The organism is Roseovarius sp. YIN77, assembly GCF_057219155.1.
In genome coordinates, this window is record NZ_JBXVVI010000002.1 from 180,563 (window position 1) to 205,015 (window position 24,453).

The window sequence follows — 24,453 nt, forward strand, 5'->3', positions numbered from 1 at the left end:
GCTAATGACCAACACATGTCTTGATCACCACGATCTGTTGCTGGGCGAAGGGTCCATGTATGAACGCTTGCGCCGCAGCGGGGCGGAAGCGTTTGATCCGATGATCGCCCATGCCGGGTTTCTTTATGACGATCTGGGTCAGCAAGTGCTGGCAGATACGCATCGGGAATATCTGGATATTGGTCAGCGGTACGGGTTACCGATGGTGGCGGGCACGCCTACTTGGCGCACAAGTGCGGCGCGAATTGCGGCATCTGGTCATGCATCAGAGGACGTGAATGCGGATGCGGTGCAGTTCATGCGCGATCTGTGTGACGGATACGGGGCAAATGCCGCGCCAATCCTGATTTGCGGCGTCACCGGCCCCAAGGGGGACGGTTACCTGCCGGAAGAAGCCCCCACAGCCGATGAGGCGCGCATCTTTCACCGCACGCAGATCGAGGCTTTGGCCGGTGCTGGTGTGGATTACCTGTCGGCCTTCACTTTGCCAAATGCCCAAGAAGCTTTGGGTATTGCACAGGAAATGGCTCGCACAGGTTTGCCGTATCAGTTGAGCTTTGTCTTGCGGCCCGATGGGACGTTGCTGGATGGCACATTCCTGTCCGAAGTTATTGATCGCATCGATAATGAAACCGAACGCCCGCCACACAGTTATGCAGCGAACTGTGTACATGCGTCGGTTTTTGCAGCGGCATTGCGGGTGACGGCTGATCGCCATCCACAGGCGGCTGCACGAGTAGTGGAGTTGAACGCTAACACCTCCGCCAAAAGCCCCGAGGAATTGGAGGGGCTGGAGGAGTTGGATACCGAAGCACCAGAGGATTTCGGGGCAAATATGGCGGGCCTTCGCTCTGCCTTTGGCATCAAGAGTCTAGGGGGCTGCTGCGGGACCGGGACCGAACATATCGAGGCGCTGGCCCGGGAACTGATCGCCCTTAGAACCGATCAAGCAGGCGTTTGAGGTAATCAAGTTCCTTTTTCGATCGCTCCTGATCCGTCGAGCGATCGCGCAGGTGCTTCAGCAGTTCCAGCGCGCGTTCTTGGATGTTTTTGCCTTGGCCCATTACCTCGTTTGATCCCATAGCGCCATTTGTGCCGGAATTGCGCCCCAGCGGATCGGTGCTATCGGTGGAAGCCTGACTTTGCCCATTTTGCGATCCAGATTGGTTTTGCCCTTGGGCCAGTGCTTCTGACAGATTGCGGATACCGTCACGCAATGCCTCTAGCGCATCAGCCTGATTTTCCAGTGCGCGGGCGAAATCATCCTGGCGCAGGGCATCTTCGGCACCTTCCATGGCGCGACCTGCGCGATCAAGCGCCTCTCTGGCGGCGTCGCCTTCTGGTGAGCCTGCACCCGGCAGCCCCTGTTCCTGACGCAACAATTCATCGCGCAGGGCCTGCTGGCGTTGGGCCAGGCTTTGGCCTGCATTTGGGCCATCAGACGATTCTTCGCCGCGTTGTGCGCCTTGTCTACCGGATCCGTCATCCCCGCTGTTGCCGCGGCCCTGACCATCATGGTTTTGTCCGCGCCCGTCGCCGCCGCTGCGACCGGTGTTGCCCTGGCTTTGCCCGGCCAGCGGGCCAGAGTTGAACTGTTCCTGCAATTGCCTGAATGCCTCATCCGACAGGCCCTGCTGTTCGCGCAGAGTTTTTGACAGGTCTTCCATCGATTGCTGCCCTTCGCCCTGGCCGGATTGCCCGGGCTGGTCGGTCATGCGCAGATTTTCCATCATTTGCTGGAATTGACGCATCAACTCTTCTGCCTCTGCCATGCGGCCCTGTTCCATCAATTCCTGTATCCGGTCCATCATTTCTTGCAGGTCCTGTTGGGACAGCATTTGCATATCGCCGGAATTGGGTTGATCAATCGTGCTTTCGGGATTTTCGGCGAGCTGGCGCATGTAGTCACGCACGGCGTCGCGCAGGTCCTGCATCAGTTCTGCGATCTCTGCCTCTGTCGCGCCATCGCGCATGGCTTGCATCAGGCGTTCTTGCGCCTGGCGCATACGTTCCAGCGCATCACTGATGTCGCCATCCTCGATCTGCAGGGCGATTTGCCACAATACCTCTGCCAATTCGTCCTGATCACCGGTTTGCAGACGCTCAGACAGCGCTGTCTCCAACTGACGAATTGCAGTGCGGAGCATCAGATAGGTTGAGGCGTCATCGAAAGCATCCTCTGGCCGATGACTGCTGGCGCGCAGCAACTGGGCGATGCGTTTGCCATTGGCGCGTGACCATAGCAAATCCCGGCGTTGTTCGATGATCGCTTTGGCTGAAAGGTCAAAGAAGCGGCGGCCCGGTAGGATTATGGACACCGGTTCAGACTGACCGCTTTGGCCCGCGGCGTCGGTCACGGATATCTCCAGGATCACCGGCAATCCCGCCCAGGGGTGTTGAGACAGGTTTTCGACCAGCACTTCGTCAAAATCGCGCCGGTCCCCAGAAATGGTCAGGGGTAGTTCAAGGGAGATGGGATCCCGGGCATCGGGTTGAGCCCGCAGGCCGTGGCGCCGGTCCACAGTCGGCAGGTCTAGCGTCATCCGGGCATTGCCCGCCACGATCCCAAAATCATCCGTCGCCCGAAATGGTTGGCGCATTTCACCCGATAGGGAGACTTCGATGCTATCGGTGAGAGTGACGGTTGGGGCAGTGTCGGGGATCAACGTGACCTGCCATTCCGCACCGTCCGGACCATCAATTTGTAATGTACCATCACGGGCTGCGATCAGGCGATGTTCCGGCTGGGACGGATCGGCGTCGGGTGGCGTGTCTGCAATCGTCTGGCGGATCGTCAACTGGTTGCTCTGTGCATAAAGGCGCAGGAACAGTTCGCTGCCAGCAACCAATGACAGCTGCCCCGGGGGCTGATCGTTGAGATAAAGTGTCGGCAGCCCGGTATAAGTAGGCGGATCAATCCAGCCCTCCCAACTGGGCCCAGAATTTATCACCGCGGGCCTGCCTTGGGCCACGGTGGTGATCTCTGAAACGCGGTGTGGGGTGCCAAAGAGGGCAGCCATGACGAAAATCAGCAGCGCCAGATAACGCAGCCCGTAGCGATCAAGATAAGAGATTTTCAAGTCTGGGACAGGCGCGCGGGCGCCTTTGGCGGCCTCTCGCATCCGGGCCTGATGCGCGTTCCAAACCGCGCGGGAGGCGTCGTCCACCTTGCCGATCAGCTGCCTGTCTGACAGGGCTGCTAGCGGTTGCCCGGGCATGGTTTCATCTAGACGCGCCCGGGCCTCTGCCATCGTGGGCAGATGAAAGTTGCGGGAACCCATAATCAGGAAATAGAGCAGCGAAAATGTTCCCAAAGTGACCACAATCCGCAGGGATAACAGCGAAATGTGATCCTGAACGCCCAACATCAACGCACCGGTGCCGACAAAAAACACGCTCCAAACCGGCCAAAACGCCCGCGTGAACCGTTCGCAAGCCAATCCAGAACGCGACAAGATCAGATGCCGGTGTAAACGCTTATGCGCTTGAAATTGTTCGTTTTTCACCCCGTATCCGGGGCGGTTAGCTGGGGTCATGCGTCCTCTGACACGGCTTTTGGGCGGGGGTGCCCATCAAAGCCATGTCGGGATGGTATCGCGTTTCAGCATTTCGTCAAAGCTGGGACGTGCCCTGATAACCGCGAATTGATCACCGTGAACCAAAACCTCTGGGATCAGGGGGCGGGTATTGTATTCAGAGGCCATAACCGCGCCATAAGCCCCGGCAGACCGGAAAGCGACCAGATCCTCGGTGATCATCGGCGGCAGATCGCGACCTTTGGCGAAAGTATCGCCGGTTTCGCAGACCGGTCCAACGATATCATAGGGCTCTGGCAGTGTGCCGGGGGCTGGTTCCACGACGGGGATGATATCGTGATGGGCGTCATACATCGACGGGCGGATCAGATCATTCATGGCCGCATCAAGGATCAGGAATTTGCGATCCTCGCCCTCTTTCACATAGATCGTTTTGCTGATCAGCAGCCCGGCATTGCCGGAAATCAAGCGGCCTGGCTCAATCTCGATCTCGCAACCCAGATCACCAACGCATTCCTTGATCAGATCGCAATATTCGACGGGCAGTGGCGGGGCAGAATTTGAACGTTCATAGGGAATGCCCAGCCCGCCGCCAAGGTCCAAGCGGCGAATATTGTGGCCATCATCCCGCAGCGCGTGAGTGAGTTCTGCGACCTTTAGGTAAGCGGCGCGAAATGGTTCAAGATCGGTTAGTTGGCTGCCAATGTGAACGTCAATTCCAACCACATCCAACCCCTGCATCGCGGCGGCAGAGGCATAGACTTCGCGGGCGCGGCTGATGGGGATTCCGAACTTGTTTTCGGACTTGCCGGTGGCGATTTTGGCGTGGGTTTTGGCATCGACATCGGGGTTTACGCGGATGGTGATTGGCGCCGTGGCGCCCATCGACAGGGCGACCTCGTTTAACACAACCATTTCCGGTTCGCTTTCGACATTGAACTGACGAATGCCGCCTTCGAGTGCCAAGCGCATTTCTTCACGGGTTTTGCCAACGCCGGAGAAAACGATCCGATCGCCCGGCACGCCAACGGCGCGGGCACGGGCATATTCACCGCCTGACACCACATCCATCCCGGCGCCCTGATCAGCCAGTAACTTTAACACCGCCAGGTTAGAGTTTGATTTCATTGCGAAACAGACCAGATGATCCGTGCCCGCCAACGCGTCATCGAACAGTTTGAAATGCCGGATCAAAGTGGCCGAAGAATAGACATAGAACGGCGTTCCGACAGTGGCGGCGATGTCCGTGATCGGGACGTCTTCGGCATAGAGCGTGCCGTCGCGATAGAGAAAATGATCCATAGCCGGGTCCGTTAACTGGTGTTTTGCGGGTCATAGCAGACTGGCGCGCCAAATCAATTCGCATATCGCGGATTGCCCTTTTTTGCCGGGGGCCGTTATATCAGCGCATGTTCACGTCTTTCGCCAAATCCCTGACATGGCCTGCAAAACGGCTTTGGATATCACGTCGGTGCGGCGTCGGTATTGCGTCGGTATTGGGTTTGGGATTGGGCGCAGCAGTTGCCGAGGAAATCCGCGTCGCTGTGGCGGCCAATTTCCTGATCTCGGCAGAAGTTTTGGCCGAGGCGTTCGAAAGCAAAACCGGGCATCAGGTGATCTTGGCCAGTGGCTCCACCGGCGGCCTTTATGCGCAGATCAGGCATGGGGCGGATTACGACGTGTTATTGGCCGCCGATCAGGCGCGCCCGATCTTGCTGGAAAAAGACGGCTTTGGCGTAACGGGCAGCCGTTTCACCTATGCGTTGGGACGGCTGTCTCTGTGGTCGGTCACCCGGGATGTCGTTGATGGCCCCGCTGTGTTGCAGGGCGCGATGTCCGGCCATCTGGCCATCGCCAATCCTGATCTTGCCCCTTATGGCGTTGCCGCGCGGCAGTCGTTGATGCATTTCGGTGCTTGGCCACGCCCTAGCGGGCAGTTGGTTCTGGGGCAAAACATCGGGCAGGCTGCGGCGATGGTGGCCTCTGGCAATGCGGATCTGGGGCTGGTGGCGTCCTCTTTTTTGGTGACCCAATCGCGCGGGGGCAGTCGTTGGGATATTCCCGCAGCGGCGCATGAACCGATCCGGCAGGATGCGGTGCTGCTGGACGCGGGGAGTGAGGCTGCTGCTGCATTTCTGGAATTCCTGCAATCCGAAGAGGGACGCGCGATTATTCGATCCCACGGTTATGAGGTGCCTGAATGAGCTGGCCTGATCTGTCCCCCCTGTGGCTGTCGGTGCAATTGGGCGCGCTGACGACGCTGATCCTGTTGGTCATCGCCATGCCCTTGGCTTGGTGGTTGTCGCAGACGCGGGCGCGGATCAAACCGGTGATAGAGGCGATAACGGCGCTGCCGCTGGTCCTGCCTCCGACGGTTTTGGGCTTTTACCTGTTGATCCTGTTCAGCCCGGTCAATCCGATCGGCGGGGCCTGGGTCAGCCTAACCGGGCAGGCGTTGAGCTTTTCCTTTACCGGGCTGGTGGTGGCGTCGGTCATCTATTCGTTGCCCTTTGCCGTCCAGCCCTTGCAATCCGCGTTTGAGGGGCTGGGGCGCAGACCGATGGAGGCGGCGGCGATGCTGCGGGCGTCGAAATGGGATGCGTTTTTTACGGTGATCACGCCCCAGGCGGCGCGGGGATATCTGACGGCCGCAATCCTGAGTTTTGCTCATACGCTGGGTGAATTTGGCGTGGTTCTGATGGTGGGGGGTAATATCCCCGGCGAAACACGGGTGATTTCCATTGCCATCTATGAACGGGTGGAGGTGTTGGATTATGCGCAGGCGCATGGTTTGTCGCTGATTCTGATCGGGTTTTCCTTTGTCACTTTGCTGACGGTCTTTGTTCTGAACCGCCGCTTTCCGGTGCATCTGGGGGCAGGGAAATGAGCGCGCTGTCGGTTGATATTCGTTTGTCCCATCCGGGGTTTGACCTGCAGGTGGCGCAGGATATCCCGGCAGAGGGGATCACCGCCATATTTGGTCGCAGCGGGTCCGGCAAAAGCAGCCTGCTGCGATCAATCGCGGGGCTGGAAGAGGGGGCCACCGGTCGTTTGCAGTTTGGGGCGGAGGTTTGGCAGGACGCTGCCCGCCGGGTACCGGCGCATCTGCGCGGGGTCGGTATGGTGTTTCAGGACGCGCGGCTTTTTGATCATCTGAGCGTTCGGGGCAATCTGAACTTTGCAACGCGTCGGGCGCCTGCCGGGCCAGATGGCATTGGTATGGCTGATGCCGTTCAGGCCATGGGGATCGGTGGCTTGCTGGATCGGCGCACGACGGATCTGTCTGGCGGCGAACGCCAACGAGTGGCGCTGGCACGGGCGCTGTTGTCGCGGCCCCGGTTGTTGTTGCTGGATGAACCCTTGGCAGCGTTGGATATGCGGGCGCGGGCGGAAATTCTGCCGCTGATCGCCGAACTGCCCGCGCGGTTTGGCTTGCCGATCCTCTATGTCACCCATGCCTTGGCAGAGGTCACGCAACTGGCCGATCACATGGTGGTTTTGGATCGGGGCCAAATGGTAGTTGCGGGAGGGGTGGGAGATTGCCTAGACAGCCCGGCGATTTTGCCCGCCACCGGGCGGTTTGAGGCCAGTGCCATATTGGAAGGTCAGGTGGAGGCCGTGGATCGGGCACTGCACATTACCACGGTATCCATCGGCGATCTGCGTATGGAAACACCGGGTGTCACAATCCCGGCGGGCAGCCCTGTGCGGCTGAGAGTCAGGGCACGCGATGTGTCATTGGCCCTGACGGCGCCAAAGGGGTTGAGCATACGGAATGTGCTACCCGGCAGAATCACCCGGATCGACGAAGAGCTCGACACGGCCTTTGCCGAAGTAATCGTTGATATCGGGGCAGGGCATCTTAGAGCGCGGATCACACGGGCATCATTGGGTGATATGAGGCTGGAAACGGGTAAGCCCATATATGCATTGGTGAAATCCGTGTCATTTGACCGGCGATTGTTGTCGACCGCAGGGCAGGGCCGCTGAGGCACAGGCGATTTCATCGTCCTGTTACATTGCCCTGCCGATTGTCATACGGCTGTTACAAAAGTTTTGCATAAGCGTCACGCGGCCTGACTAGACAGTCGGCAGATCGAATGACCGATCACTGATGAAACTTTTAGGAGTGTCCAATGACCTTCGCAAAACTGACCGTCTCTGCTCTGGCGCTTGCTGCCGTATCTGCGACGGCTGCTGCTGCCCGCGACGAAATCCGTATCGTCGGTTCATCCACTGTATTCCCGTTTGCCACTGCGGTTGCTGAACAATTCGGTCGCAGCACCGACTTTTCGACCCCGGTCGTCGAATCCACTGGTTCTGGCGGTGGACTGAAGCTGTTCTGTGCCGGTGTTGGAACAGAGAATCCCGACATCGCCAATGCCTCGCGCCGGATCAAACTGAAAGAAGTGGCCCTGTGCGCCGAAAACAGTGTTGAGTTTACTGAAATCGTTGCAGGCTATGACGGGATCGTTGTTGCCAATGCCAATTCCGGCCCGGATTACGAACTGACCCGCGCCCAGATTTGGGAAGCGCTGGCCGAGCATGGCCCGAAACCAGAGCTGTGGTCTGACATTGATCCAACCCTGCCGGATGTGAAAATCGAGGTTCTGGGCCCGCCGCCTACCTCTGGCACCCGTGACGCGTTTGAAGAGCTGGTCATGGAAGAGGGTTGTCACGAAGCAGGTGTTGAAAACTGCGACGAGATCGCGACCGAGATCCGCGAAGACGGTGTTTATGTCGAAGCTGGTGAAAACGACAACCTGATCGTGTCGAAACTGGAAGCAAACGACCGGGCGCTGGGCATCTTTGGGTTTTCCTTCCTCGATCAGAACGCTGATGCGATCAAAGGGTCGATCATTGACGACGTTGAGCCGACTTTCGACAATATCGCATCTGGTGATTATCCGGTGTCGCGTTCGATGTTCTTTTACATCAAGCACGCCCATATCGATGTGGTTCCGGGCATTTTGGAATATGCGCAGGAATTCGTCGATAACAACGGCGAAGACGGCTATCTGACCGATCTGGGCATGATCCCTGTCAGCGGCGATCTGATGGAGGCAAACCAGGACGGTGTGGACAATTTGCCGACCCTGACCGAGGCGAACTACTGATTGTTGCCTCAATAATGTGAGATAAGACCGGGGCGCGCCTTGCCCCGGTTTTTCAATGAAGACCCCACGGTCCGCAACCGGACCACAAGACACAGACGGAAACCGCGAAAATGTCTTTGATCCTTTTCGGACTTGTGGCCCTGATCGCCGGGTTGGCCTATCTGGGATCGCGCAACCGGGCGCTGGCAATTGCTGACGGGGATGGTACCCGGCTGCATTCACGTCCGCATCAGCATGGGCTGTTCAGCCTGCTGTGCACGTTGATTGCCGGTTGGGGGGTGCTGCTGGTTCTGACCGTTGTCGGCGGATGGATCGCTGAACAATCGCTGCTGGCGCAGGTCAAGGCCGCGTTGCCTGATGGCCGCCCGCTGGATTGGAACCTGATCCTGAATGACGCGCGGGCGCTGTCGCTGGGTCTTGTCGCCTCTGACACTGATCCGCTGCGCGAAGAGATTGCAGGCCGCTTTGGTCGCCTGTCGTCACTGCAGGGTTGGATCTCGCTGGTTGTCACCGTTGGCATCTCAGTTCTGACCGGATGGTTCGGGGTGAAGCGGGTTTCTGCCGAATGGCGCGCGCGCAATCGGTCTGAACGGATCATCCGTAGCCTGTTGTTGATGATGGCCGGAATTGCGGTTCTGACCACGGTTGGGATTTTCCTGTCGCTGATCTTTGAAACCACCCGGTTCTTTGGGGCGATAGGCTGGCGGATTGATCAGTTTCTGTTTGGCACCAACTGGAGCCCGCTGTCAGGTGTGTTCGAGGGGAAAATGGATTCAGAAAAGGTCGGCGCGCTGCCGCTCTTTGCCGGGACGCTGCTGATTACGGTGATCGCGATGCTGGTGGCGGTTCCTGTGGGCCTGTTTGCCGCGATTTACTTGTCGGATTTCGCGTCAAAGCCCGTGCGCGCCATTGCCAAGCCGATGCTGGAGATTCTGGCTGGAATTCCGACGGTTGTTTACGGGTTTTTCGCAGCAATCACACTGGCCCCGATGATCCGCAATTCGGGCGAGGCGATCGGGCTGACCGTGGCCTCTGAATCCGCGCTGGCGGCGGGTGTCGTGATGGGGATCATGATTATTCCTTTCATTTCCTCACTATCTGACGATGTGATCAACGCGGTTCCGCAAAGCCTGCGTGACGGATCGTTGGGCGTGGGCGCGACCAAGGCTGAAACCATGCGCCAAGTGGTCCTGCCCGCGGCGCTGCCGGGGATCGTGTCGGCGATATTGCTGGGCATCAGCCGTGCGATTGGGGAAACCATGATCGTGGTGATGGCCGCAGGGCAGGGCGCGAACCTGACCGCGAACCCGCTAGAGGCCGTGACAACCGTGACCGTGCAGATCGTGGCGCTGATCACCGGCGATACAGAGGCCGAAACCGCCGCTGGGCCGGCCTTTGCATTGGGTTTTGCGTTGTTCATGATGACGCTGGTGATGAACATTCTAGCGCAGCGTGTCGTGCGCAAATACCGCGAACGGTATGAGTGAGGCTTGGGAAATGACTGATATGACTGCATCTTCCACCCCAAAGGCTAAACCCGGCAGCCTGTTTGCCACGACAGCCTACGTGCGAAAGCGTCGCCGCGCTGAATGGCGGTTGAAGGCTTATGGCATTTTGGCAATTGGCGTTGCGGCGCTGGCACTGGTGTCCCTGTTGGGATCAGTGTTGACCAAAGCCACCGGCGCGCTGACGGAAAGCTACATTGTTCTGGAGACAGAGTTCGGTGCGGATGTTCTGGACCTGCCCGACGGGGCCGGTGCCGATGACATTCGGCGGGCCGATTTCACAGACGCCGCCTATGCCGCGCTGGCGGCGCGGTTCCCCGAGGCCTCTGGCCGTCCACAGCGCAAGGCGCTCAGGGCGCTGATTTCTGGTGGTGCACCTTATGAGTTAGCCGATGAGGTTGCGGAAAATCCGGCCTATCTGGATCAGGGTCTGACCTATGCCTACCTGGGATCGGACGTGACAGATCTGTATTTCAAGGGCGGTTATGGCGCGTTGGCGCCGCACCCTGTTTCGGGGCACCTGACGATAGAGGCAAGAGGGCGCAAGGACTTCACAGTCACGTCGGATGCAGCGGATTTTGCCCAGGCCCTGACTGTTGCCCGTGCAAAGCTGCTGGAAGATGCGGCTGCGCTGCGTGTCAAAGCTGAGCGGCAGCAAAATGCAGTCAATGTTTACACCCAGCAGGCGTCTGTAGCGAAAACAGGCGAAGAGCGTGACGCATTGATCGCCAAAGCCGAGAAAGCCGAAAACAAGCGCGCCGATCTGACCGCAGAGGCGGAAGCGATCGAAGCCAATGCCCGCAGCACCGGCGGATCAGAAGACGTGGATGACAAAACCGCATCGTTGCTGATCAAGGCCGGAGGTGGGTGGTTGCGCCTGACCGACGTGTCTGAGAACGGCGGAACGGCAGAGATTTTGGTGGCCCCCAAAGAGGAGATCACCAATTCGGCTGATTGGTCCTTCTACATCACTGAACTGCCGGAAAAATTGCGCAAGATCAACGACCACCAGATTGCCTGGCTGGAAACGCTGAAGGATGACGGCGCGATCGAGACCGTGTTCAACGCCCGCTTTTTCACCTCTGCCGATAGCCGTGCGCCAGAACTGGCGGGGATCTGGGGGGCGGCTGTTGGGTCGTTCTGGACCATGATGGTGACCTTTGCACTGGCCTTTCCCATTGGTGTCTTTGGCGCGATCTATCTGGAAGAATTTGCGCCCAAGAACCGCCTGACCGGCTTTATTGAGGTTAATATCAACAACCTGGCTGCTGTTCCCTCAATTGTCTTTGGTTTGTTGGGCTTGGCTGTGTTTCTGAATGTGGTCGGCGTGCCGCGGTCGGCGCCCTTGGCCGGTGGTATCGTGCTGGCGCTGATGACCTTGCCCACCATTATCATTGCCGCGCGTGCCGCGATCCGGGCGGTGCCACCGTCGATCCGTGATGCGGCGCTGGGTGTTGGGGCGTCGCCCGTGCAGGCAAGTTTCCATCATGTGTTGCCCTTGGCGATGCCCGGCATCCTGACCGGCACCATCATCGGCATGGCGCAGGCGCTGGGCGAAACGGCCCCGTTGATCATGATTGGAATGGTCGCCTTTATCGTGGATGTGCCCACCGGCGTGACCGACAGCGCCACGGTTCTGCCGGTGCAGGTGTTCCGTTGGTCAGACTTCCCCGAACAAGCGTTTGAGGCGCGAACCGCCGCGGCGATCTGTGTGCTGTTGGTGTTCCTTATCCTGATGAACATCATCGCGATCATCCTGCGCAAGAAATTCGAACGCCGCTGGTAATCATGTAAGGTTGCAAGAAATGTACGATACGGCCCCGAAACTGGAGAACAACGTGGACCAGAAGAATATCAAGATCACCGCGAGCGGGGTGCAGGTCTATTATGGCGATACCCACGCAATCAAGGATCTGAATGTCGAGATCGAGGACAAATCGGTCACCGCCTTTATCGGACCGTCCGGCTGCGGGAAATCGACCTTTCTGCGCTGTCTCAACCGGATGAATGACACGATCGACATCTGCCGGGTCGAAGGTGACATCCGCCTGGATGACGAGGATATCTATGACCGCCGCGTCGATCCGGTGCAACTGCGCGCCAAGGTGGGCATGGTGTTTCAGAAACCAAACCCGTTCCCCAAATCGATCTATGACAATGTGGCCTATGGCCCGCGCATTCACGGCATGGCCCAGACCACGGCCGAACTGGACGAGATTGTCGAAAAATCCCTGCGCCGTGCGGCCATCTGGGATGAGGTCAAGGATCGGCTGAGCGCGCCGGGAACTGGCCTGTCTGGCGGCCAGCAGCAGCGATTGTGTATCGCACGCGCCATTGCCACCCGGCCCGAAGTGTTGCTGATGGATGAACCCTGTTCGGCGTTGGATCCGATTGCGACCTCTCAGGTCGAGGAACTGATCTATGAGCTACGCGAGCGGTTTTCTGTCGTGATCGTCACCCACTCTATGCAACAAGCGGCGCGTGTCAGCCAGAAAACCGCCTTCTTCCACCTGGGATCGCTGGTGGAATTTGGCGAAACCGCGCAGATTTTCACCAACCCGCAGGACCCGCGGACAGAAAGCTATATCACTGGTCGGATCGGATAAGGACAACAGACATGACATCAGATCATATTTTCCGCGCATTTGACCGTGAACTTGAAACGGTTCAGGCGCAAATCATCAAAATGGGCGGGCTGGTCGAACGGGCCATCCACGATTCCACCCTGGCGCTGGTAGAACGCAACGAAGAACTGGCCGAAGACATCCGAAAGGCCGACAAACAGATCGATGCGCTGGAATTGCAGATCAACGAAGAGGCTGCGAAAATCATTGCCCTTCGCGCGCCGACAGCTGGCGATCTGCGCACCATCCTGACGGTGATGAAAGTGTCCGGCAATCTGGAACGGATTGGCGATTACGCCAAAAACATCGCCAAACGAACCAGCGTTTTGGCGCAGCTGCCAGAGGTCGATGATGCGGTGGCGATGATCCGGCGCATGGCGCAGGCGGTGGAATTGATGCTGAAGGATGTGCTGGATTCCTATATTCAGCGCGACGCTGCGCTTGCCCACGATGTGCGCGACCGCGATATCGAGGTGGATCAGATCTATAACGCGCTGTTTCGGTCGCTGCTGACCCATATGATGGAAGATCCGCGCAATATCACCGCCTGCATGCATATGCATTTCATTGCCAAAAACATCGAGCGGATGGGCGATCATGTGACCAGCATCGCTGAACAGGTGATCTTTCTGGCCACGGGTGAGATTCCGGATGAGGGGCGTTCCAAAGGGGATAAGACCTCTTTCACTGGGGCGGCAGAATAACAGGAGGCCACAATGGCATCGCAGGGCAAACCCAGAGTTCTGGTCGTCGAGGATGAGTTCGCGCAGCGCGAGGTCCTGATCTACAACCTGACAGCCGAGGGTTATGAGGTTGTTCAGGCCGAGAACGGCGAAGAGGCGCTGTTGATGGTTGAGGAAGAAGCCCCCGATCTGATTCTTCTGGATTGGATGTTGCCGCATGTATCGGGGATCGAGATCTGTCGGCAGTTGAAATCCCGTAGCGACACGCGCGACATCCCGATCATCATGCTGTCGGCCCGCAGCGAAGAGGTCGACAAGGTGCGCGGTCTGGAAACCGGGGCCGATGACTATATGGTCAAACCCTATTCTGTGGTCGAACTGATGGCGCGCCTGCGCACGCAGCTGCGCCGCATCCGACCTGCCAGCGCGGGTGAGGTGCTGGAATATGACGACATTGTCCTGAATGCCGAAACCCATCGGGTGACACGGGGCAAGACGCCTTTGCAACTGGGCCCGACAGAGTTTCGTCTGTTGTCTACATTAATGGAAAAACCCGGTCGAGTCTGGAGCCGCGAACAGCTTTTGGATCGGGTCTGGGGGCGTGATATTTACGTGGATACGCGCACCGTGGACGTCCATGTGGGGCGTTTGCGTAAGGCATTGAAAGAAGGTGGAAACTCTGACCCGATCCGCACCGTTCGTGGATCTGGTTATTCTTTGGGGTGAGCGGCGTCCTGGAATTGATCCAGTGGATCAATTCAGCCGCGAACGGGCGGAGCCCTGGGTAAAGGCGGCGTCCTGGAATTGATCCAGTGGATCAATTCAGCCGCGAACGGGCGGAGCCCCGGGTAAAGGCACCTGTGAGACGTATCAAGATGATCGCGACCCCCGCTTCCTTTCGCCAAAAATACCTCGGGGTGAATGGCCCAACGGGCCAGAGGGGCAGCGCCCCTGATGACCAATTCTCATGTGTCTGAGAGTTTCTTTTGATCGAATGTTATGATGAATCATGTCAAACTCCGCGTGAAATGGTCATTGCGGATGTCGCACAGGTTTGCGCCCGCCAATTTTTAAGGAACTGCCCCATGTCACATTCTGACATTCTTGCCGCAAATGGCTTTGAGTCATCCGAACTATCAGCCGGTGGTCTGCCGGTGTTCACGCCCGTCGATGGCAGTCAGATCGCCGATCTGGCCATAGATAGCGTTGCCGAGACGGAAGCGAAAATCGCCAAGGCCAAGGCGGCCTTTCTGAAATGGCGGATGGTGCCCGCCCCGCGTCGCGGCGAACTGATCCGCCTGTTGGGCGAAGAATTGCGCGCCGAGAAGGAAAACCTGGGCCGGTTGGTGACGCTGGAATGCGGCAAAATCTATCAGGAAGGTCTGGGCGAAGTGCAGGAGATGATCGACATCTGCGATTTCGCGGTTGGCCTGTCCCGTCAGCTATACGGCCTGACCATTGCGTCCGAACGTCCGGGTCATGCAATGCGCGAAACATGGCATCCGATGGGCACCTGCGGGGTGATCACTGCCTTTAATTTCCCGGTGGCGCCATGGTGCTGGAACGCAGCGCTGGCGATTGTCTGCGGCGATCCGGTGATCTGGAAACCGTCGGAAAAAACCCCGCTGACGGCGCTCGCCACGCAAAAAATCTGTGACCGGGCGGTCGCGCGGTTTGGCGGTGATGCCCCTGACGGGCTGTTTCAGGTGGTGATCGGCGAACGCGATCTGGGGGAGGCTCTGACGGCGTCACCCGATGTTGCGATTATCTCTGCCACCGGATCGGTGCCCATGGGCCGCGCTGTGGCAGGCGATATGTCCAAGCGTCTGGGCCGTACAATTCTGGAACTGGGCGGCAACAATGCGATGATCGTCGCGCCGTCTGCCGATCTGGAAATGGCGCTGCGGGCAATCGTGTTTTCGGCTGTCGGCACGGCCGGGCAGCGTTGCACCACCTTGCGTCGCCTGATCGTACACGAAGATATCTATGATCAACTGATCCCGCGCCTGATCAAGGCCTATCAGGGCTTGCCCATTGGCGATCCATTGGCCGATGGCACGCTGGTCGGGCCGTTGATCGATGATGGCGCGATGACCGCCATGACGCGGGCGCTGAAACAGGCGCAGGCAGAGGGCGGTACGGTTCACGGGGGCGGTCAGGTGCTGGCAGAGAATTTCCCAAATGCCGCCTATGTGAACCCGGCGATTGTTGAAATGCCAGAGCAATCCGCAATCATGCATCACGAAACCTTTGCCCCGATCCTTTATGCGGTGAAATACAAGACGTTGGAGCAGGCGATCGAGATGCAAAACGCCGTGCCGCAGGGGCTGTCATCCTGCATATTCTCGACCGATGTGCGCGAGACCGAACAATTCCTGTCTGCCGCCGGGTCCGATTGCGGGATCGCCAATGTCAATATCGGCCCATCGGGCGCCGAGATCGGCGGGGCCTTTGGCGGCGAGAAGGAAACCGGCGGTGGCCGCGAAAGCGGATCAGACGCCTGGAAAGGATACATGCGCCGTCAGACCAACACGGTCAATTACTCCCGAGAATTGCCACTGGCGCAGGGGATCAAGTTCGACATTTAATCTGAGACGCTGAGTTGTAAGGGTGGTGGAGTTTAGGCTCCGCCGCCCTTTTCATTTGTGGGGGCCAATGGCATCGGCTTGCCAATTTCGGGTGAATGGCCGAACATCAGCGCTGAGTTGATCAGCACAGGAGCGAAACGACATGGCAGCGATCCCACCGGTTTGTGATTTTGGCTGGGCGGCCCCGGATTTCGATTTGCCGGGCACGGACGGCAAACGTTATCGTCTGGATGATATTCGCGGGGAAAATGGCACGCTGATCATGTTTATCTGCAATCACTGCCCTTACGTTCTGGCGGTGATTGATCGGATCGTTCGCGATGCGCAGGAACTGGCAGATTTGGGCGTCGGGGTTGCTGCGATCTGTTCTAACGATGCCGAAACCTATCCTGATGACAGCTTTGAAAACATGGCCGTCATGGCGGCGCAGCAGGGTTTCACCTTTCCCTATCTGCATGATGAGGATCAGTCAGTTACACGGGCCTATGATGCGGTGTGTACGCCTGATTTCTATGGCTTCAATGGCGACTTGGAACTGCAATATCGGGGCAGGTTGGACGCCTCCCGTCGCGAGGCTGGGCCCGGCGATTTGCGGCGAGATTTGTTCGAAGCGATGAAAGCAGTGGCGGAAACCGGAAAGGGACCTGATGATCAGGTCCCGTCCATGGGCTGTTCAATCAAATGGAAGCAAGCGACTTCGGTTTGATTTCTTCGGGATAGTTGCCCTTCACCCGATCCTTTGTCGGATCAAAATGCGGGAAGGTCGATACCGTGGCCCTCAGCCGTTTTTGCAAACCGTCCAATTGGCCGATTTCAATCGTCGTTCCGGGTTCAGCATGTGTCACAGAAACCCGACCCAACGCGATGACTTTGCCAAGGATTGGGGATTTCATCGCGGACGTGATGGTGCCCACCTGGGCCTTTCCAATGCGCACGCAATCGCCGGGGACTGGAACGACACCGCCCTCGACCTCAAAGCCTACAAGCTTGCGGTGCGGGTGGGCCTTGCGATCTTCCAACGCGGCCCGACCGATAAAATCGTCCTCTTTTGACTTCAAAGGCACGGTAAAGCCGATCCCGGCCTCCCACGGGTCGGTTTCATCGTCAAATTCTGACCCGGCGAAAATCAGGCCAGCCTCTATCCGCATCATATCCAATGCCGCGAGGCCCAGCGGGGTCAGGCCGTATTCCTGTCCGGCCTCCCATACCTTGTCAAAGATTTCCGGGGCATCTTTTGGATGGCAGAAAATCTCGTACCCCAATTCGCCGGAGTATCCGGTGCGCGAAATGACAACCGATGTGCCCCGGATATCACCCACGCGGCCGATGGTCAGGCGGAAGACGCCAAGTTCCTGAATGGTGGCTTGCTGTGGATGGGTCCAGAAGACCTTGTCCAGAATGTCACGAGAATTGCGCCCCTGAACGGCGATATTGTGCAATTGATCGGTCGAACTGCGCACCCAGGCATTCAGCCCGTGTTTTTGCGCCTGTTCGCGCAGCCACAGGCCGGACGTGTCGTTGCCCCCGATCCAGCGGAAATTCATGTCGCCTAGGCGATAGATCGTGCCGTCATCCATCATGCCGCCATGTTCATAACAGATGGCCGAATACATGACCTGACCAACGCTGAGCTTCTTGATGTTTCGGGTCAGACACATTTGCAGGAGTTTTTCGGCATCCGGGCCGGTGACCTCGTATTTGCGCAGTGGGGACAAATCCATCACGGCGGTTTTTTCCCGCACGGCCCAGTATTCTTCCAGCGTGCCATGATTGGCAAACGTGTTGGGCAGCCAGTAGCCGTTATATTCCACGAAGTCGCGCGTATGGCGCGCAAAACAATCATGAAATCCGGTTTTTTTCGTTTCTTCCACTTCCGCCTCCGCAGATTTTCGATAGCCGATCGACGGGCGGAAATCCTCGCCCGATTTGTAAGTCCGAACTTGAATGTCGGTTGGGTTCCATCCATTCGCCTGATCCACATCGCAGGGGCAGGCGGTGCTGACGCAGACCAGATCACTGAGCGCCCGCAAGAGCACATAATCACCCGGGCGCGACCATGGATCATCCATGCTGATGGCGTTTGTGTCATCCAGTATGGTGTTGAAGAAATAGTTGATCGCCGGCCAGCCAGCCCGCGGTCGGATGCCGTAATTCGTGGACAGGTCCTTATTGATATTGTCCGAACAGTTCACATGACCCGGATAGCCCAGATCCTCGTAATAACGCGCGGTACAGGCCAGCCCGAATGTGTCATGGCGCCCGCAGGTGTCTTGAACGACCTCTGCCAGCGGTTCCTGATCTACGGTCCAGTATTTCGAAAACATACCGGGATTGGGGTACAGACCCCCATTAAGTGAACGCGTCGTTGTCGGGTCGATCTCGCGTTCCAGCCCGTCATCCAAAGCGCGGAGCGAAAAGGCCTGAAAATCACTGCATTCACGGCCTTTGACGTCCAAAATCTGGATGAATTCGCCTTTCTTCACCTCATACGACACCGCGTTGCCCGGTTGAATATTGATATCTTGCAGCGGGTCCGCCAGCGGGTCCGGAGGGCCGATATTCGCCTTTCCGGGGGCGGGATTTAGCCGTCGGACATAAAGGATCAATTCCGTGGGCGCATTCTGGGCCTGGGGTCGCATCGGGCCGCCGGGGGCCGCGACGATCAATAGGCCATCGGAGTCAGCTGTGAAGGTTTCCATGTCACCGGGGCGGGAGCCGTCGGCAAAGACGCGGATGCCGTCGCCCTTGTCGATCTTGAACCCGGCTGTTGACAGGGCTTTCAATACCTTGGCGCCAGAGCGGGATCCGTTTGCCAGAGTCTGAATTGTGGCCTCTGGCCGGCCATGCCCGCTGGTGCCCAATCTGGCCGCATCAGAGGTGCGGTCGGGTGCAAAGAAGACAAGCTCCCCCTCTTGCAGGCCCTCGCGGTCAAGGATGATGATCTCATCGCCTGCATAGATGGGGACAGCCCGCGATCCGCCTCCTGGCACGGGATAGCGTTCAACCCCGTGCGGCAGGATGGGCAGGCCCGGTGCGATCACGCCAGAGCGTTCCCAAGGGACCTCTAAAACCGGGTTGATTGTCAGCATCTTGTTCATCCTAGTCCCAATGCTTGCTTACGGCGTTCTGCCCAGGTCCGGATCGCCGTGTCGAACGTCAGCGCCATCAACGAGACATTGATCCCCAGCACGATGTTTTTGCCAAGTTCGGTGCCAGCCAGAGTTTTCTGCAGTTCCTGACCCAGGTCTTGCGTGCCGATAAAGGCGGCGATGATGACCATGAAGAAGGCAAAGATGATCGCCTGATTGAACCCGACCGCCATGGTCGGCAGGGCCAGTGGCAATTGCACATTCACCATCTTCTGCCGGGCCGTGGCCCCGGACATGTCTGCCGCCTCTGTCAGTTCAGGTGGCACGGTGCGCAGCCCCTCGATCGTGTAGCGGGTTAGCGGAACCGTGGTGAAAATGATGATCGAGAAAACCACCGCCACGTCGTTGACGCCAAAGAGCATGATCGCCGGAATCAGGTAGATGAAGCTGGGGAAAGTCTGCGCCGTATCACAGGCCAGCAAGATCCGTTTTGACCAACGTTCGCTGCGCGACGCCCACATGCCCAACGGGATGCCGATAAACATTGACAGGATCACGGCAGAGATCACCGCATAGAACGTGATGACTGATCTGTCCCACCATCCGGTCAGCGCGATGATCGAGAAAAAGATCGCCGCCAAAATCGCCGGGCGTTTGCCGCCGACATAGTAGGCAAACGACACGATGAACAGGATAAAGGCCGGTGTCGGGATCCACAAAAGCGCGTTGCGGAAGGGGATCAGGATCCAGACATTCAGGAACCAGCGCAACCAACCTGTAACGCCCCGCACCACATCAATGGCCAGGAAGGATTTGATCAGACCGTCGATTTCCTTGCCTTGAGAGAAATCCTGACGGCGACCGATTTGATCGAAGACCTGGATAAACTGTGCAAGGATCAGAAAGGCGACGAAAGCGCCAATCGCTGAGACAAGATAAATATGTTGTTTCCACCAAGGGGTGCCACGTTCGTGATGTTCTGGCAGTTTGACAACCCAGGCCTTTGATAAGCGATCCAGCATCACAGCCATCAGCACAATCGTCACGCCGATCTCAAAGCTGCGGCCCAATTTGAACGATCCCATCATCGCTAGAAGCTTGGCACCAAGCCCGGGCATGCCGATAAAGGCGGTTAGAACCACCATCGCCAGGCACAACATGATCACTTGGTTGACGCCCACCAGAATTTCCGTTCGTGCCGCAGGCAGATAGACGGATCGCAGCATTTGCCAGCGCGTGCAGCCGGACATTTTCCCGGCTTCGATCACCTCGGGCGACACTTTTTTCAGGCCCAGCGTTGTCATCAAAATCATCGGCGGGATCGCATAGACGATTGTTGCAACGGCCCCGGCAGTTGGCCCGACCTTGAAGAAGATCACGGCGGGCAAAAGATAGGTGAAGAAGGGCAGGGTCTGCAGGATGGACAGAACCGGTCTTAAAGCACGGTCAAACCAAGACCATTTCCACGCGACGATGCCCAGAATTAGACCGGTCAGAAAGGCCAGAGGCGCGGCAACAACCAGCACAGACATGGTCTGCATTGCAATTGTCCATTGCCCGATCAGAGCGGTCCAGACAAAGGTGCCCCCCGCCAACAGCGCCATACGCCAACCGCCCAGATAATAGCCCACAACAGCGGCGGCTGCGGCGATCGCGGTCCATGGGATTGGGCCGATATTCGGCCAGCGGCGTTTGCCGTAAAGCAGGTTCGCCGTGGTATCGAGCATAAATTCCAACGGTCCCTCGGCGATCCAGCGCGTCAGAACTGCCAGCTTCAAATCCTGAATGATGAAGTTAAAGACCGCATCCATCCACATCGCCAGCGGTGGCACCCATTCCTCGGGGAGGCGCACCAGAAAATCGGGCAATATTGGCCGAGAAATCGTCAACAGAACCGCAATCGCGAGCATAATCTGCAGCACGCGTGTTTGGCTAAGCCCGCCGGTTTTGCCGTCTATATCGATTGAGATATCGGCCATGTCATTCTTTCCCCAGCAAGACGTCGAGTGCTTCTTGACGGTTGAGAATACCGATCATTTTACCGTGGCGGTCTGCAACAGGCAGTTCTGGTCGGGTATCATTGACCAGCTGTCGTGCAAGCTGCAGGATCGTGTGGCCGGCGCGAACCGGATCGCCCTCGATACTGCTGCCATTCACCGGGTTGGCCAGAACGCGGGCGTGCACGACGCGCGATTTTTCAATCTCTTCAGTGAATTTTCGTACATAGGGCGTCTGCGGGTTCAAAACGATCTGATCGGGCGTGTCGCATTGTTCGACGGCCCCGTCCTTCATGATCGCGATCCGATCAGCCAGTCGCAGCGCCTCGTCAAAATCGTGGGTGATGAACACAATGGTTTTGCCCAGCATTTCCTGAAGCCGCAGGAATTCATCCTGCATTTCGCGGCGGATCAGGGGATCAAGTGCGGAAAATGGTTCGTCCAGGAACCACAGGTCGGGTTCAATGGCCAGGCTGCGGGCGATGCCGACACGCTGTTGCTGGCCCCCCGACAGTTCCCGGGGAAAATAATCTTCGCGGCCTTCCAGGCCGACCAGTTTAATTACCTCTAGCGCGCGTTCGCGGCGGGTGTGACGATCCTGCCCGCGCATTTCCAGCGGGAAGGCGACATTGTCCAGTACCGTGCGGTGGGGCAGCAATCCGAAAGATTGAAACACCATGCCCATCTTGTTGCGGCGCAGATCGATCAGCTCATTTTCAGACAGGGACATGATGTCCTGGCCTTCAACCTCTATCGAGCCGCCGGTGATGTCGTGAAGGCGGGAAAAGCAGCGAACCAATGTGGACTTGCCCGAACCGGACAGGCCCATGATGACCAACATCTCTCCGCGTCCGACGTCTATGGACACATCTTTTACGCCAGCGATGTATCCGTCCGCCCGGATTTGGTCGAATGAATGCCCTTCTGGCATTTGTTCCAGGTATTTCTTGGGATTATCCCCAAAAACCTTCCAGACATTTTTTGCGGAAATAACCGGTGCTGAGTCATTCATTTTGGTAATTCTCCCCTGTTCACCCGCCCCATTGTAACACAAGGGGGGCGGGCGATTAGGTCATATTGGTTGTGGATCAGGTTAGCTGGCGCAGGCGTCGATCCAGGGCCGCCAGACGTCTTCGTTGGCTTCCAGCCACTCTTCGGCAGCTTCTTCGGGTTCCAACTCATCTGTATCAACCAGTTTTGCCATTTCGGCGATCTGCGGGTTTGTAAAGGAGAGGGTGGACAACACACAGTAAGCTGAAGGCCACTTGGCTGTCATCTCGTGATGCGCCACCTTACGAAGATAACCGGTCGATGGATTGCCGCAGTCATAAAGCGCGTCAGGGTTCGGTCCCTTGGATGGATCGGTATCGCAGCCGTCTTCCCATTCGGGGAATTCCACAAACTCACCCGGCCAGACGGCCTCGGCAAAGTTTGGTGTCCAGTTGAAGACCAGAACCGGTTTCTTGTCGGCCTCGGCGGCCCCGATTTCGGCCCACAGGGCTGCAGCGGAACCCGCGTTGATCACGGTGAAGTTCAGGCCCAGAGATTCTGCGCGTTCTTTACCATGTTTCAACCAGTCAACCGGACCGTCAAGATAACGACCTTTGTCACCGGTTTCGGCTGTTGCGAATACTTCGGCACAGTCGTTCAGGGCTTCCCAGCTTGGCAGGCCTGGGCAGGCTTCTTTGGTCCACATTGGATACCACCAGTCTTCGCGTGTTACGGCGTCGTGCGCTCCCGCATCAACCATACCTCCTTTTGCCAAGGCTGCTCGATAAGATGCGCCAAAAGCACCTTCCCAGACTTCTAACTCTAGTGTTACATCGCCTAGACGAATGGATTCGTAGACCGCTTGGCTGTCAGTGGTGACATATTCGACGGCATTTCCATTCTCTTCGAAAATCTGCCCGACGACATTTGACATCACAATCTGGCTGGACCAGTTGTGGATGGGAATGACAATTGGATCAGAGCTATCTTCGGCATAGCTGCCCGTGGCAGCCATCGCGGCGATGGCCGCTGACATTGCTAGTTTGGTTTTCATTTCTACTCCCCGTTTTTAATGAGACCCGAGGGTCATAACCCGGATCGCGTTTATCTTGTCGTAATTCGTTGATTTTTCAGACTCATATTTTGAGAGGCATTGCCCCAAGAATTTAGTGGCAAAATATGAAAAATCTGCTTTAATCAATATGTTGAAGTTTTGTCAAGTTTTGGCGGGATTGCCGTTATATGCGCTGCTCCGGTTACGTCGAGACCGTCAAGGAAGATTAGGCCGCCACTGATGGAAACCAAGAAATTACTTCCCCCACTGGATTACTTCGTGGCGTTTGAGATGGCGGCCAAATGCGGGAGCTTTGCGCAGGCGGCGCGACAGATGAATATTTCTGAAAACTCCATCAGCCGGAAAGTACGTCTTTTGGAGCTGCATTACGATGTTCCATTGTTTGTGCGCGGTCACAGATCGGTGCATCTGACGGCGCATGGCCAAAATCTATTGGATACGGTGACTGTATCTTTGGATGGGTTGCGTAAGGCATCACAGCAAATCTTGTCCCGAAAGCAAAAAAATGCGGTGACGATTGCGGCCACAAATTCGGTTGCGTCGCTTTGGCTGATGCCCAGACTGCGCCGATTCAACAGGGCCAATTCGCGCATAAAAATCATCTTGCTGGCGTCGGATAGCGATGAGGAATGCCTGGCCGAAAACGTTGATTTGGCGATTTTACGTGGTGATGGGGAGTGGCCCGGTTATACTGCAACAATGCTATTCGGAGAGACGATTTTTCCGGTCTGTTCGGAAAGCTATTTGCGGGCAAATCCAACCGCGAATGATCTGAACGAGCTGCCAAATCTGGACCTGATCGATATATCCAGCATGCATACAGAGTGGATGAATTGGGAAAACTGGTTAAGCGCGCAGGGCATAACAGAACGGTCTATGCGTGGGGTGAATACATTTAACACCTACCCGTTGGGGATACAGGCGGCGGTTGATGGGCTCGGGCTTGCCTTGGGGTGGGGGCATCTGGTTGATCATCACTTGGATAACGGCGCCTTGTTCCGCCCTATGGGGGATCGATGTGTCCGAACGGAGTCGGGCTATTTCCTGCTGAAGCGGAAAGGTCAAACAGCGTTTGCAGAGCAAAAAATCGTCGAGGATTGGCTGCTAAAAGAAAGTGCAACGCGCAGGCGATACGAGCCGCATGTTGGGGCCTGAGATCGGTTGAAACCTTGTATTTAGCATAGAGTTCTGAGATTTATGTGCATACAAATTCATCTGTGTTTGGTATGCTGCCGTCTATGGTGCGAAT

Annotated in this window: 19 protein-coding genes and 1 pseudogene; 14 read left to right on the forward strand and 6 right to left on the reverse strand. The window is 57.3% G+C overall.

Annotated elements, in window-relative coordinates; translation table 11 throughout:
- The first annotated feature begins 4 nt into the window (after window positions 1–4).
- On the forward strand, window positions 5–961 hold the full coding sequence (locus AC2D8P_RS04645) for a homocysteine S-methyltransferase family protein (RefSeq protein WP_484700903.1): 957 nt from the start codon (window positions 5–7) through the stop codon (window positions 959–961).
- On the opposite strand, the gene AC2D8P_RS04650 is transcribed toward AC2D8P_RS04645, so the two are convergent.
- Together AC2D8P_RS04650 and lysA are read right to left on the reverse strand one after the other, a co-directional pair.
- The gene (locus AC2D8P_RS04650; RefSeq protein ID WP_484700905.1) at window positions 936–3,536 is read right to left on the reverse strand and encodes a DUF4175 domain-containing protein; all 2,601 of its coding nucleotides are present in this window, start codon (window positions 3,534–3,536) and stop codon (window positions 936–938) included. The genes AC2D8P_RS04645 and AC2D8P_RS04650 overlap by 26 nt on opposite strands.
- A 36-nt stretch (window positions 3,537–3,572) precedes the next feature.
- Window positions 3,573–4,838 carry a diaminopimelate decarboxylase gene (lysA, locus tag AC2D8P_RS04655; RefSeq protein ID WP_484700907.1) on the reverse strand — a complete coding sequence of 422 codons (1,266 nt, stop codon included), beginning with the start codon at window positions 4,836–4,838 and terminating at the stop codon, window positions 3,573–3,575.
- Between the two features lie 107 nt (window positions 4,839–4,945).
- Here lysA and modA point away from each other — a divergent pair, with 107 nt between their 5' ends.
- The 12 genes and pseudogenes from modA (at window position 4,946) to AC2D8P_RS04715 (ending at window position 16,759) form a co-directional block, all read left to right on the forward strand.
- Window positions 4,946–5,740: a molybdate ABC transporter substrate-binding protein gene (gene modA / locus AC2D8P_RS04660; RefSeq protein ID WP_484700909.1), complete on the forward strand. Its 795-nt coding sequence runs from the start codon at window positions 4,946–4,948 to the stop codon at window positions 5,738–5,740.
- Window positions 5,737–6,423, forward strand: a complete 687-nt coding sequence (modB, locus tag AC2D8P_RS04665) for a molybdate ABC transporter permease subunit (RefSeq protein ID WP_484700911.1) — start codon at window positions 5,737–5,739, stop codon at window positions 6,421–6,423. Before modA ends, modB begins: the two co-directional genes overlap by 4 nt.
- Window positions 6,420–7,526 (forward strand): molybdenum ABC transporter ATP-binding protein, encoded by a 1,107-nt coding sequence (modC, locus tag AC2D8P_RS04670; protein ID WP_484700913.1) that lies wholly within the window; start codon window positions 6,420–6,422, stop codon window positions 7,524–7,526. Before modB ends, modC begins: the two co-directional genes overlap by 4 nt.
- Before the next feature lie 146 nt (window positions 7,527–7,672).
- Window positions 7,673–8,653: a substrate-binding domain-containing protein gene (locus AC2D8P_RS04675; protein ID WP_484700915.1), complete on the forward strand. Its 981-nt coding sequence runs from the start codon at window positions 7,673–7,675 to the stop codon at window positions 8,651–8,653.
- A gap of 110 nt (window positions 8,654–8,763) precedes the next feature.
- A complete protein-coding gene (gene pstC / locus AC2D8P_RS04680) occupies window positions 8,764–10,140 on the forward strand; it encodes a phosphate ABC transporter permease subunit PstC (RefSeq protein ID WP_484700917.1) in 1,377 nt (458 codons plus the stop codon).
- Window positions 10,141–10,159: 19 nt separating this feature from the next.
- Window positions 10,160–10,633, forward strand: a pseudogene (locus tag AC2D8P_RS04685) (DUF3333 domain-containing protein); the annotation flags it as partial.
- 288 nt (window positions 10,634–10,921) lie between these two features.
- Window positions 10,922–11,944 carry a phosphate ABC transporter permease PstA gene (gene pstA / locus AC2D8P_RS04690; protein WP_484701109.1) on the forward strand — a complete coding sequence of 341 codons (1,023 nt, stop codon included), beginning with the start codon at window positions 10,922–10,924 and terminating at the stop codon, window positions 11,942–11,944.
- A 19-nt stretch (window positions 11,945–11,963) separates the two neighbouring features.
- A complete protein-coding gene (pstB, locus tag AC2D8P_RS04695; protein WP_484700919.1) occupies window positions 11,964–12,764 on the forward strand; it encodes a phosphate ABC transporter ATP-binding protein PstB in 801 nt (266 codons plus the stop codon).
- Between the two features lie 11 nt (window positions 12,765–12,775).
- Window positions 12,776–13,486, forward strand: coding sequence for a phosphate signaling complex protein PhoU (phoU, locus tag AC2D8P_RS04700; RefSeq protein WP_484700920.1), 711 nt, complete (start codon window positions 12,776–12,778; stop codon window positions 13,484–13,486).
- 12 nt (window positions 13,487–13,498) lie between these two features.
- Entirely contained in the window at window positions 13,499–14,191 is a 693-nt protein-coding gene (gene phoB, locus AC2D8P_RS04705) for a phosphate regulon transcriptional regulator PhoB (RefSeq protein WP_484700922.1), read from the forward strand.
- Window positions 14,192–14,550: 359 nt separating this feature from the next.
- Window positions 14,551–16,053: an L-piperidine-6-carboxylate dehydrogenase gene (gene amaB, locus AC2D8P_RS04710; RefSeq protein ID WP_484700924.1), complete on the forward strand. Its 1,503-nt coding sequence runs from the start codon at window positions 14,551–14,553 to the stop codon at window positions 16,051–16,053.
- Between the two features lie 142 nt (window positions 16,054–16,195).
- Entirely contained in the window at window positions 16,196–16,759 is a 564-nt protein-coding gene (locus AC2D8P_RS04715) for a thioredoxin family protein (protein ID WP_484700926.1), read from the forward strand.
- Here AC2D8P_RS04715 and AC2D8P_RS04720 read toward each other — a convergent pair.
- The 4 genes from AC2D8P_RS04720 to AC2D8P_RS04735 form a co-directional block, all read right to left on the reverse strand.
- On the reverse strand, window positions 16,731–19,151 hold the full coding sequence (locus AC2D8P_RS04720) for a trimethylamine N-oxide demethylase (protein ID WP_484700927.1): 2,421 nt from the start codon (window positions 19,149–19,151) through the stop codon (window positions 16,731–16,733). The genes AC2D8P_RS04715 and AC2D8P_RS04720 overlap by 29 nt on opposite strands.
- The gene (locus AC2D8P_RS04725; RefSeq protein ID WP_484700928.1) at window positions 19,148–21,121 is read right to left on the reverse strand and encodes an ABC transporter permease; all 1,974 of its coding nucleotides are present in this window, start codon (window positions 21,119–21,121) and stop codon (window positions 19,148–19,150) included. Before AC2D8P_RS04725 ends, AC2D8P_RS04720 begins: the two co-directional genes overlap by 4 nt.
- 1 nt (window position 21,122) lies before the next feature.
- Window positions 21,123–22,151 carry a quaternary amine ABC transporter ATP-binding protein gene (locus tag AC2D8P_RS04730; protein WP_484700929.1) on the reverse strand — a complete coding sequence of 343 codons (1,029 nt, stop codon included), beginning with the start codon at window positions 22,149–22,151 and terminating at the stop codon, window positions 21,123–21,125.
- An 81-nt stretch (window positions 22,152–22,232) separates the two neighbouring features.
- The gene (locus AC2D8P_RS04735) at window positions 22,233–23,183 is read right to left on the reverse strand and encodes an ABC transporter substrate-binding protein (protein WP_484700930.1); all 951 of its coding nucleotides are present in this window, start codon (window positions 23,181–23,183) and stop codon (window positions 22,233–22,235) included.
- Between the two features lie 240 nt (window positions 23,184–23,423).
- Between AC2D8P_RS04735 and AC2D8P_RS04740 the strand changes: the two genes are divergently transcribed.
- The gene (locus tag AC2D8P_RS04740) at window positions 23,424–24,359 is read left to right on the forward strand and encodes a LysR substrate-binding domain-containing protein (protein ID WP_484700931.1); all 936 of its coding nucleotides are present in this window, start codon (window positions 23,424–23,426) and stop codon (window positions 24,357–24,359) included.
- The last annotated feature ends 94 nt before the right edge of the window (window positions 24,360–24,453 follow it).